General features: G+C 63.2%; 9 protein-coding genes. 1 reads left to right on the top strand and 8 read right to left on the bottom strand.

The features are described from left to right. Window positions 1-7: 7 nt before the first annotated feature. Window positions 8-2,266 (bottom strand): TonB-dependent receptor, encoded by a 2,259-nt coding sequence (locus tag EKO19_RS28665; protein WP_129780810.1) that lies wholly within the window; start codon window positions 2,264-2,266, stop codon window positions 8-10. A 207-nt stretch (window positions 2,267-2,473) separates the two neighbouring features. Between EKO19_RS28665 and EKO19_RS28660 the strand changes: the two genes are divergently transcribed. Further along, window positions 2,474-3,511 carry a helix-turn-helix domain-containing protein gene (locus EKO19_RS28660; protein WP_129780809.1) on the top strand — a complete coding sequence of 346 codons (1,038 nt, stop codon included), beginning with the start codon at window positions 2,474-2,476 and terminating at the stop codon, window positions 3,509-3,511. Between the two features lie 2 nt (window positions 3,512-3,513). Here EKO19_RS28660 and EKO19_RS28655 read toward each other — a convergent pair whose 3' ends face one another. The 7 genes from EKO19_RS28655 to EKO19_RS28630 all read right to left on the bottom strand — a co-directional run bounded on the left by EKO19_RS28655 (window position 3,514) and on the right by EKO19_RS28630 (window position 11,281). Then, window positions 3,514-5,664: a S9 family peptidase gene (locus tag EKO19_RS28655; RefSeq protein WP_175597233.1), complete on the bottom strand. Its 2,151-nt coding sequence runs from the start codon at window positions 5,662-5,664 to the stop codon at window positions 3,514-3,516. A gap of 19 nt (window positions 5,665-5,683) precedes the next feature. Then, on the bottom strand, window positions 5,684-5,812 hold the full coding sequence (locus EKO19_RS39590) for a hypothetical protein (RefSeq protein ID WP_281281121.1): 129 nt from the start codon (window positions 5,810-5,812) through the stop codon (window positions 5,684-5,686). A gap of 223 nt (window positions 5,813-6,035) precedes the next feature. After that, window positions 6,036-7,283, bottom strand: a complete 1,248-nt coding sequence (locus tag EKO19_RS28650; RefSeq protein ID WP_129780807.1) for an MFS transporter — start codon at window positions 7,281-7,283, stop codon at window positions 6,036-6,038. Further along, a complete protein-coding gene (locus tag EKO19_RS28645) occupies window positions 7,280-8,023 on the bottom strand; it encodes a dienelactone hydrolase family protein (protein WP_129780806.1) in 744 nt (247 codons plus the stop codon). Before EKO19_RS28645 ends, EKO19_RS28650 begins: the two co-directional genes overlap by 4 nt. 6 nt (window positions 8,024-8,029) lie before the next feature. Continuing rightward, complete coding sequence (locus tag EKO19_RS28640; RefSeq protein ID WP_129780805.1) at window positions 8,030-8,776, bottom strand: RraA family protein; 747 nt, start codon at window positions 8,774-8,776, stop codon at window positions 8,030-8,032. Window positions 8,777-8,788: 12 nt separating this feature from the next. Further along, the gene (locus EKO19_RS28635; RefSeq protein WP_129780804.1) at window positions 8,789-10,483 is read right to left on the bottom strand and encodes an LVIVD repeat-containing protein; all 1,695 of its coding nucleotides are present in this window, start codon (window positions 10,481-10,483) and stop codon (window positions 8,789-8,791) included. Between the two features lie 60 nt (window positions 10,484-10,543). Further along, window positions 10,544-11,281, bottom strand: a complete 738-nt coding sequence (locus EKO19_RS28630; protein WP_129780803.1) for a phosphatase PAP2 family protein — start codon at window positions 11,279-11,281, stop codon at window positions 10,544-10,546. Window positions 11,282-11,291: the final 10 nt, after the last annotated feature.

Genomic DNA, 11,291 nt, shown 5'->3' with positions numbered 1-11,291 from the left:
GTCGCGATCAGAACTTATGGTCCAGCTGCAATCCGATGGTTCTCGGCTGGATCGGCGTGAACAGCGGGCGGCTGCGATCCGTCAGGAATGTGAGACCGGTGTAAGCGCGATCGTCGAACGCATTCTTCACATACAGGCGCGCCTGCGTGTCGCCAAAGTCGAGCCCGGCATACAAGTCCGCGACGTTCTGCGAGCCCATCGGGAACGGCTGACCGGTGCCGCGGAACTGATTGTCGACGCCGGCCTTGTAGTGATACCCCACTCCCGCCAGCAGCGTCAGGCCCATCGACAGGTCCTGCGTGTAGTCGGCTGTCACCGCGCCGGCCCAATCGGCGGAGGCCGGAAGCGGATCGCCGTCGCGACCACCGACACCTGGCGCATCCGCTGTGAGCTTCGCATCGGTGTAGGCGAGATTGGCACCGAGCCGCAGCCCATTGTCGAGTGCATACGCCGTGCTCAGCTCGACACCTCTGCTGACCGCGGTCTCGCCGTTCCCTGGATAGCTGAAGCCGTTGGCGTTGGTGACTCGCAGTTGAATGTCCTTCCAATCGATGTGGAAGGCGGCGATATCGAATTGGAAACGGCGCTCGAAGAAAAAGCCCTTCACCCCGAGCTCGTAATTGGTCAGGCGGTCCGGATCGAACGTCGCCGGCACGCCGAGCAATGGATTGCCGCAGGTGTCGCAGCCGCCTCCCGGACGATAGCCTGTCGCGACTCGCGCATAGATCATCGCGTCCGGCTGAAAGTGATACCGGGCGTTCACCATCCATGTGGTCACGCCATCGTACGGGCGCTGCTGGCAAGCGTAGGTGCCATTGTTGCCATAGATGCCGATGAATCCGGGATCGCAGCCCGCCGACTTGTTCTCGCCGTAGCGAATCCCCGCGCCCACGTCGAACTTGTCGGTGAAGCGATACGTGGCGTTGGTGAACAACGCCCATTCCTTATATTTGTTTCGAGAGCCGGGCGTCGTGCCCAACAACAGAATGTCGTTTGGCGCGGGCAGCGGCACGCCGTAGTCCGCATAAGCGCGGAAGTCGTCGTACTCATCGGGCTTCTCGCCGGTGTAGAAGGCGCCAACCATCCAGTCGAGCGCCGTTCCTCCGGGCGAGGTCAGCCGCGCTTCCTGGGTGAACTTCTTGACGGTGGTGCGGAAGGTGTAAGGAATGAGTGCCGTCGGCGCACTCGGCACGTACGGAATTCCGGACAGATCCAGCGTCAGCGTGTTACGCATGTCCGCGTAGCTGGTCGAGCTGGTCAAGGTCGCGAAGTCCAGATCCCAATTGATCCGCAGCGAATAGTTCTCCGCGTCCTGCTCGTACTTCTCGGCGAAGCGCGTCGAGCGGATGGCCGCCCCATAGTAGGGCCGCTCGGTCTGGCCGGTCAGATTGACCGCGCTGAGGTCCGCCGCGCGGGTCCGTTGCATCAGTACGCTCGCCTCGATGTCGAGCTTGTCGGTCGGCGCGAACAGCACGGCGGCGCGCCCGCCACTGGTTTCGCTGGAGTTGGAATCCTCTTTGCCGATGCCGATGTTGTCGATGTAGCCGGCGGTGTCGCGCTTGTAGCCGCTCACGCGCAGCGCCAACCGATCCTGCACGATCGGGGTGTTCAGCGCCGCCCGCACGCCCCAATCCACTCCGTCACTGCCTCGCACGCTCGCCACATCGGTGCCGGCGCGAAACTCGGTCTGCGCCAGGTCCGGCTTCTTGAGCGAGTACTTCAGGATGCCGCCCATCGCGTTCGCTCCGTACAGCGTGCCCTGCGGACCTCGCAGCACCTCGATCTCGGACACGTCATAGGGCATCAGATCCAGCGTGTAGGTGCCGCCTCGTGCACCGCCGAAGCCGCCGGCCGACGCACCCGTCGGTTGGTCATCGATGTACGTGACGACCAACGGTGCGTTGAAGGAGTTGTTGTAGCTGGTCGCCAGGCCGCGGATGACGACGCCGTTGATGCCAGGCGCGCCATTGTTCGACACCGCCAGTCCAGGCACATAGGCCGCGAAATCCGTCAGAGAGTTGGCGCCTTTGTTGGCCAGCGACTCCGATTGGATGACCGAGACGGACAGCGGCACTTCCGTCACTTTTTCCGATCGCTTCTGCGCGGTGACGACGATAGCCTCGATGATCGTCCGATCCGCAGCCGCGTCCGCCGGCTGCTCGTTCGCGCCCTGCGCGACGACGATGCACGGTGCGAGCAGCGTCGAGCCGATCAGTACCGACGCCAGCTTCGCGCTCGAATGTTCTTTGTTCGCCCCAGTCCCCATGAGAACCCTCCTCGTTGACCCCACGCTAGGATGGCTCAGCGGTAAAAAGCCGCTTGACCGGGCGTTCGGCAAATTACACCGGGGGTACTTTCTTGCAGCCACCGCCTCGCGGCCTTTTGCCCCGGCCCGCGCTCTTCGCTATATTCGGCCGGTGGCTCAACCTGCGGGCACGCCCTGTGGCGTGCTTGCCACGACCGAGGCTGTTCGATGGCGGTGACCGATTACCGCACGCTCATTGATTCTTCACGAACCTACAACGGCCTCACATGGAATGAAGGAGTCTACGCGGCGGGCGACGGCGTGCAGTTCCGTTCCGCCGACGGCGCTTTCCACGAGGCCGTGCGCCTGTCGGATCGCGCCTATCTATTCCTGACCGAAGTCTCGCCGGCCCGCGACAGCTGCGACACCCAGGTGGTCGAGGACAGCGACTGGCTGCACGTTCAGTTCCGCTTCAAAGGCAGCGGCTTCGAGCAGGTCGGCGCACGCCATCTGATCGAAACCCCGGAACGCTCGTGCATCGTGTCGCGCTATCCGCAAGGCTCGGTCATCGAGCGCGAAATCCCGCGCGCCGAGACCTGGAAATACGCCTGCCTGTACCTCTGCCCCACCGCTCTCACCAGTCTGCTGGATATCGATGCGTCGATGCTGCCGGAAACCTCGAACTGGATGGCCCTGCAGCGCTATCCGGAATTCCGCTGCAACACTCTGCCTCTGTTCCCGGCATTGATCGCGCCACTCAGCGACATATTCGCCTGCACCTTCCGGGGGCAGATGCGTCGCGCCTACATGCGCGCCAAGAGCCTGGAAATTCTCGCGACCCTGCTGCATACCTTGGATCAGGCCAGCGAGCCGCCCAAAGAGAACGCCATCAAGTTGAGCTCCGCCGATCTCACCAAGCTGGCGCAGGCCCGCTCGATCATGGCCGAGCATCTGGTCGACCCGCTGTCATTGGCCGAGCTGGCGCGTCGTGTCGGCCTCAACCGCACCAAGCTCGCCATGGGTTTCAAGGCAACCTACGGCGACTCCGTCCAGGCGTACTGGCGCGACGCCCGACTGGTACGCGCGAAGGAACTGCTGCAGTCGGGAGCCATGGAAGTCACGGAGGCGGCGTTCAGCGCGGGCTATTCCGAGCTTTCTTCTTTTACCCGCGCGTTCACCCGGAAGTTCGGCATCCTGCCCAAGACGCTCAAGCGCAAGGTTGGCATCGATGCGGGGCGCAGGCGGGACAGGACGCCATCGCTCTGATCTCAATCGGCGTCCGGCACCCGCACGTCGGCGGGCGGCGTTTCCTTGCGCAGATGTTCGACGAAGTAGTTCCACACTTTACGGTTGGCGTAACCGCTGCGGTAGAAGGACTGGTGATTCACCGTGGGATGAATGAACAGATCGAAGTCCTTGTTGGCGCGGATCAGCGCATCGGCCATCTGCAGAGTGATCCCGACGTGCACATTGTCATCGACGAAGCCGTGGGCCAGCATCAGCTTGCCTCGCAGACGATCGGCATGCTCATAGTTGGTGGGCTCGAAATGATCCGGATGGTCCTTGGGCAGTCCCCGCTCGCGGTTCACTGGATAGATGAATAGATCGAAATCGTGACTGCCGGCGGAGGCGACGCCCACCTTGAACAGCTCCGGCTGCTCCAGCATTGCATGCACCGTGCTGAAGCCACCGGCTGAATGGCCGTAGACGCCGACCCGGTCGGCGTCGATGAAGCGGTGGCGCGCGGCCAGTTGCCGGATGGCCGCGACGTGATCGTCGAGATTCACATCCCATCGGCCGAAACCAAGATCCTGCATCGACTGCGATCGCAGCGGCGTGCCGCGGCCGTCGACGAACATGACCACAAAACCCAGCTGCGCCAGAGCGAGCGCACTCTGACGGTCCTGCAGGAACGAGCGCGGCGCTTGGGTTCTGAAGTTCGCCCCGTACGTGGCATCGATCAGCGGATACGATTGCCGCTCGTCGAAATTCGCAGGCAGGAACAACACGCCGTAAATATCCGTCTCGTCGTCGGCGGCTTTGACGCTGAAGCGCTGTGGCGACGTCCAGCCCTGCTCCACCAATCGGCTCGTATCGGCGCGGCCCAGCTCGAGAATCTCCGCACCCGCACTGGAACGCAGCACATGCACCGGAGCCTGCGCGACGGTCGAGTAGGTGTCGACGAAGAATCGACCGTCCGGCGAGAACTTGATTTCGTGATGCGCACTCTCCGGTGTCAGCAAGGTCAACTCGCTGCCATCGAAACGCACCCGGTACAAATGCGAGTAGTAAGGATCGTGGCCGGTCTCGCGCCCGCCGGCGAGAAAGTACAGCCAGCGCCCGGCTTCATCGATGTTTGCTACCCCGTGCACGGCCCACTCGCCTTGGGTGATGGCATTCTTCAGCGCGCCGGTCGTGCCATCGTATAAATAGTAGTGGCCCCAATCGCTGCGCTCCGAATAGACGATGAACTCCGCACCGTTGCCGATGGGAAGAAAGCGCTCGCCCTGATCGACATCGGGCTGCAATGCTGTCGCGACAGGTCCATCGGTGACGATGGCGCGCGCACGGCCGGTGGCGGCATCCGCTTCATATAATGTGATCGAGCGATAATCGCGGGTCTCCGGCGCTGCGAAGATCCTGGTTCCGTCCTTGCTCCATCGCAGTCCGCCTTCAGGCGTCGGGCCGTAGCCGATGCCCGGCTTGAGAATCGCCAGATTGGTCCGCTTGCCGGTGCGCAAGTCGAACACCATCAGCTCCGCTTCCTGACGCTGCTCGCTGCTGGGCCAGGCGGTGTTCTGAAAATGCACGTACGGCACTTGATGTTTGGCACCGGGTACCACCGGCACCAGGTGAGGAAGCTTGTACATGCCGCGCTCGTCGACACGATAGGTCAACAATCGATCGCCCTCGGGCGACCACAACCCATACGGTCGCGATTTCTTTCCCGCCAGCCGCGTGGTCAAGGAAGCCGACGCCCATTGCGGGACGAGGCCGTAGACGTAGTCCGGCTCGGCATCGGTTGTGAGCTGCGTCTGCCGACCGCTCGGCAACTCCACGCGATACAGATTGCCTTCGATGACCTTGACACCCCAGCGCCCGTTCGGTGCTACGAGCACATCCTCCGCAACGGAGGGTGCCGCCTTGGCTCGCGGCTCCGGCGGCTCGACCTCGCTACGCTTCCCATCATTCGCGGCGAGGTCGATCTCGTAGTAAGTGCCACCGGCGGCGGTCGTCCATTGATAGCGCAGCTTCTTGCCGTCAGCGCTCCACTGCGGATCGACGCTCATGCCGGAGACATGTTTGCCGACCGTCCACGGCAGATACTCTGACGCATGCTCGTAGCGTTGCTTCAGTTGTTCCGGCGTCGCGCTCCGTTCTTTCTTTGGAGCGCACCCCACGACCGCCAGCGCGGCCACGGCTACGATCGTCGCAAGCTCAGTCTTTGTCCGGCCGCAAGCGCCTGGCGAGAAACTCATAAATTTCCTTTCTTGCCTGACGGCCCACCGCGGTGTCGAGCTCACCGAAGCCGTGACCGCCAGGCGCGTTGTCGACGGAGAAAACCAAGAAGGTCGTCTGCGCGGGCGCGGAACAGTCTGGCCAGGAGATCCACTGCAGGTTGAATCGAGCTCACCATGCCCCTTTATCCGCACCGAGCACCGGGCGGATAGACCCCCGCCCTACACTCTATGACTGCTCAGGCTCGCTCAATAGATACCGTTTTTTTACGGCGTTGAGTTCCGTGATATCTCGGATTTGCGGACCGGCCGGATCGGCTAGCTTCAGCAAGCTATGAGTTGACGTTGGGTGCTCGACCTGGAAATGCGCCCGGTTCGCTGTCGCATTCACGAATGAGCCAGGCGGCGGCGGCGCCGGTCGCCAGCAATCCCACCAGCGCCAGGAGTACGACCTGATAGTTATCGGAGGTCGACGACAATAGCCAGCCCACAGCCAACGGGGATAGCAGCCCCGCGCATTGGCCGGCCGTATTGGCAACGCCCAACGCCGTTCCAGCCAAGCGCTTGGGCACCACCAGCAAAGGCAGGGTGAACAGCCCGGACAGCGCGACACACAGCGAGCACAACGTCAGCGTGAGAAAGGCAACGGCCATTTCTCCCGTCGCCGACTCCGCGGCCATGAAAGTAAACACCGCACTCGCGGCGAGGCCCATCGAGATCGGCACCACTCGCCGGCCCGAGAAGTAACGATCCGAAATGAAACCGCCGAGGTAGTAGCCGACGGTGCCGCCCAACGCGGGAATGGCCGCATAGATCCCCATCTTGGAGAGGGTGAAGCCATGCACCTTGATCAAGTAGGTCGGCAGCCAGCTCAGAATGGTCCAGTTCGCGGACAGCGACAGGAACAGCACCACTGCACACCACAACAACTGCCTGCTGCGAAACACCTCCAGCGCCGCGGTGGCGCGAGCGATCTTCGCCGGCTCACCGACAACCTCGCTCGAAGATGACGCCGGCGGCTCCTTGATGTATCGGAGCACGAACGGCAGCAGGAGGAGTCCGGGCAAGAGCAGTGCCATGAAGGCTCCGCGCCAGCCAAACATCAATATCATGAACGCCGCGAATGGCGGCGCTATCGCCGGCCCGATCTGAGTGGCCGCGAGCTTGATGCCGTTGGCACGTCCCAGTTCATGCGCGGGAAACCACAGCACCAGACTCTTCGAAGCGGCCGCGGGAAAGACTCCCTCGCCCGCGCCGAACAGCAACCGCATGACCAGCAGCATCCCCAAGCTGTTGACCAGCCCGGTGCCCGCGATGCACACCGACCAGACGACCAGCGAGCACGCGATGACTCGCCTCGGCCCGTAGCGGTCGGCGAGGATTCCTCCGGGAATCTGCATAGCCGAGTAGCCGACGAAAAAGGCGCTGAGCACCATGCCTGCTTGCAGCGAGTCGAGGCTGAACTCGGCGACGATCGCCGGCAGGACGCTGGCGATCACCATCCTGTCCATGAAACAGACCAGATAGGTCGCGAATACCACCGCAAGGACGGAATGGCGTCCCGCCCACTTCATGCTCATACGTGCGCGGCGCCCAGCGTGCGACTGTACAGATCGAACATCTTCGACCAGCTCGCCTCCGACGCACCGGCCTCATAGGTGTGTCGCTCGGCAAAGCAATAGCCGTGCTCGGCGCCGGCAAAGATGTCCATTCCGAAGGCGAGACCGGAGGCGTCCAGAGCGCTTTGGAAGCGAGCGAGGTAATCCGCCGGCGTGGTGTGATCGTTGCCGCCGAAGCCGAAATACAGGTTCGCCTTGATGCCGGAGAGATGCAGATGAGGCGAGTCGGGTTGATCGGTGACCAGACGCGTGCCGCAGATCGATACCCCCGCGACGATCTGATCCGGGAATTGACGCGCGGTGGTGGTAACGAAGCGCCCGCCCATGCAGTAGCCGACCGTGCCGACCGGCCCCGAGCGAACCTGCGGATGCGCCGCGAGATACCCCAGCATGGCGGCAGTGTCGTCCTTGACGTTGTCATCGGTGAGATTGTGATAGGCGGCACGCATCACCGCCGCCATGCCGTCGTGGCGCCTGGTCAGATCGAAGCGGATGGTGCCGTAGCGGTAATAGAGATCCGCGACGATGCAGAAGTATCCTTGCTTCGCGATGCGCCGAGCCATGTTTTTCAGCTCCTCGCGCATGCCCCACGCGTCCACGAAAAAAATCACGGCGGGTACGGGCCCGGTGCCCTCCGGGCAGACAGTGAAGGCCGGCATCGCTGCGTGTCGGGTGGTGACCAGGACATCGTGTTCGATCATGGTCGCTCAGCTCCCGAACTTGAAGACGTGCGTTTTGTTTGCCAGCTCCGGCACCGACATGCCGTCGCGAATGTCGGCATAGCGCCTGGCCTCGCCCGCGATGATTTCCTGGGCGCGCTTCAGCACCGACGGCACCAGATTGCGCGGCACGAAACAAACGCCGCCTTCATCGGCGATGACCAGATCGCCCGGCGCGCATTGCACGCCGTCGATGCTGACCGTTTGATTGACAGCGACGGTTTGCAGCCGCCATTTGCCGGTGATCGAACAGGGGCCGCGACTCCACACCGGGAATGCGATATCGCGCGTCTGACTCACGTCGCGAATGCCGCCATCCACGATGGCGCCGATCACGCCTTGACGGTGCGCGATCGACGCCGAGATGCCGCCCATGTTCGACACCTTGTCCACGCCCTGCAGCACCAGCACGTCGCCCCGCTGCGCCAGGTTGTGCGCCTCGATTTCCGCCATCTTCGAAACACGCTCGAGCGCGTCCTTGAAGGGCTGATTGCGTTGAGGAACATTGCGCAGCGTGAGCGCGGGACCGCAGATGCGGGCATGGCGCAAAGTCACCGGCAGCGTCGACCCCGGCACGCACCCCTCGATGCCGTGCTCGTCCAACGCATCCGAGACCGCGCCACTCATGTCCTCGAGCGCCATGAAGGCGTCGATGATCTCCCTTGGATAGCGCGGCACCTCGAGCATGCCGAAACACTCGCGGGGCAGCTTGCCGCACAGCTTTTTCTCACTCACCGATCTTCTCCACTAGAAACAACCCTTGCGATCGCGAAGCGTGCCGCCGCAGCTGTTGTCACGGTCGAACAACGCCCGCTCCCGGGCGATGAGCTCATCCGAGAACTTCACCACCTGGAAGGAGTTGTCCCAACTGATGAACCAGATCTCCCGGGCATTGTTCGCGAAGCGCACGTTGGTCACGCCGTCTCCGGAGTGATACTTGGTCGGTCCGGTCGTGATGCCGGTGTCCCGGAAGGTTTGATAGAGAGACGCCGCTCGCGGCGCGACGCCGACGGCCGGCGGCTTGTAGTAGGCGAGCTCCCTGGGCCGCTTGATGTCACTCACGTCGAACACGCGCACGCCGGCCTGGAAGGACGCGCAGACCATCAGCCGTGCATCCTGAAAGTTATCGAAGTCGCAATTGAACGAGCTGTAGCCGTAGTCGTAGATGGGCTCATACGCCGCGGCCATGCAGTGCTTGGGATCTTGAATGGCGAGCTTCACCGCGGACGCGGACGATGGCACGTAGCCGTCGAGCTCGAATACGTGCACGTAGCCGAATCCCGGCTTGCCCCAGCTGCACGCCTGCTCGGCGGTGAACGCCGGAGTGGCGCCGCGACCTCGACTCGCCAAGGGACCGGTGAACACCCGGCCGGTCGGCCCACCGGTCCACTGAACGTAGCGCAGGACTCCCGAAGCATCGCTCTGAAACAGATAACGCTTGCCACGCACCGTCACCGGATACGTGTAGTGACTGCTGAAAGTGTCGTCCCAGTAAAGCGGTTCGCCCTGCAGCTTGATGCGCGCATGGGGCGCCCTGGCCTGAACTTCGGAGACATCGGCGACCACCAGCCCCTGCGGTTGCATGTCCGCCAGCCGCCGTTCGTTGCCGATGGAGCCGCCGATCGGGAAATACACCGTGTTGCCGTCGTCACTCACCGAGATGTTGTGAAATCTCGCGAGCCTCGGATCGTCCGGCGTCAGACGCGCAACCACCTGGGGACGCGACGGGTCCGAAATATCCAACGCCGAGATCATGTAGCCTTCGTTCTGTTTGCTGCTCTCGTTCCTGCCGGGAGCCGCCCAGAACGTCTTGCCGTCGCGGGTGAAATCTCCGGTGTGCAGATAGAAGTCGGGAATGACGCCGCTGAACTTCAGCACCGGATTCAGACAATCGGAGATGTCGTAGATGTCGGTCGTCTTGCCGTACTTGTGAGTCTGGTCGACCGCCTGCCCGATCAGCAGGCCGCGGCCCAGATGAACCGCGATGGACTCATGACCGTGCAGCATTCCGGGCGTCTGCAGGTACCTGGCGATCTTCGGCCGCGCCGAATCGCTCACGTCCACCACGACGACTCCCGGGTTCTCCAGCACCGGCGCAAGTTCCGGCGCCTGCCACTGACTGAGGTAGGCGCACTTGTCGCTGATGGCGAAGCCCATGCTCGCGCCGTGCTCGCCGGTTTGACTCACCAGCTGCAGGTTGCAGTTGAACCCGCCCGCTTGCGAGCCCGGTCCAAAACGATCGGCCAGCGGCGTCTGGCCCTGAATTCCCGACTCGGTGCGATCGCCCTTGCCGCAGGTCGCGGCGGTGGCCACCGGCCCCACTGGCGCACTGATGGGAGGCGCAGCGAATGCAGGTGATGCCGTCGCCACCAGCGCTGCCACCAGTACCGCTGAGGACGGACGTGCGTAAGCCCGAGCGCTCGATGTCTTCTCGTTGAACACGATGTTTCCCGATGAATTGTGGAGGGCGCCGGGCCCGGCGGCGACTCGAAGTCGACAGCGCTACTCGAGCTGCAATGCCGCTCGAATCTCGCTGCGGGCCCGGTCGAAATCCGCACGGAATGCAGGATTCAGCTGCGCGGCGTAGAACAGCACGCTGGCCGCTGTGCGCGCACCGGTGGTCGAATCGCTCGGAAAGTGCGAACCGCCGATGACCGGCTCCCAGGCAACCGTGTCGGCGCGGGCAAAGATCTCCTGCGCCTTCTCGGGAATCATCGCCGCCAGCACGAACGCCGCCGCGTAGGCTTTGGCGGAGTGCCCACTCGGATAACTGCCGATGATCGCCTCGTCTTGCTTGCCGCCTTTGCCGGTCGCGCCGACCTTGCTGCGACCGGCCCACTCCACGTCCGAGGACAGCACGAACGGCCGCGGACGATTGATCTTGCGCTTCGCCTTGGCCGCGGCCGAAGCGACATCGTCGTTGAAGCGATCGAACAGCGCCCGGCTCGAAGCCGACAGACTCTCCGGATTCCAACGCCAGCCCAATCCTTTTGCGTAACGCAGAAAGGAGAATCTTTCATAGATCATCTCGGGCGTTTTGCGGCCGCTCTGTTCCCTCAGGACGGTCGCCAGATCGTCGGCCTCGGCGCGCGAGCCTTGCGCCGGCGCCGGCGGGATGAACATCACCAGATCGAGGTGCTCGGTGTCGACATAGTTGCCGCGATTGCCGTCGGCCCTGGCGGAGCCTGCCAGGGCGACCAGCAGCATCAATGCCGGAATCAGGAAGCTGCGAATAGTCATATCAGTGTCC

Origin of the sequence: Peristeroidobacter soli, assembly GCF_004138485.1 — a bacterium.
Lineage (GTDB): Bacteria > Pseudomonadota > Gammaproteobacteria > Steroidobacterales > Steroidobacteraceae > Steroidobacter > Steroidobacter soli.
This window is presented reverse-complemented; position numbering and strand designations above follow the sequence as displayed.

What these genes read in the sequence shown, in the direction of transcription:
- EKO19_RS28650 (WP_129780807.1), bottom strand. Translation starts at nt 7,283, where the DNA reads ATGAGCATGAAGTGGGCGGGACGCCATTCCGTCCTTGCGGTGGTATTC.
- EKO19_RS28660 (WP_129780809.1), top strand. Translation starts at nt 2,474, where the DNA reads ATGGCGGTGACCGATTACCGCACGCTCATTGATTCTTCACGAACCTAC.
- EKO19_RS28645 (WP_129780806.1), bottom strand. Translation starts at nt 8,023, where the DNA reads ATGATCGAACACGATGTCCTGGTCACCACCCGACACGCAGCGATGCCG.
- EKO19_RS28630 (WP_129780803.1), bottom strand. Translation starts at nt 11,281, where the DNA reads ATGACTATTCGCAGCTTCCTGATTCCGGCATTGATGCTGCTGGTCGCC.
- EKO19_RS28665 (WP_129780810.1), bottom strand. Translation starts at nt 2,266, where the DNA reads ATGGGGACTGGGGCGAACAAAGAACATTCGAGCGCGAAGCTGGCGTCG.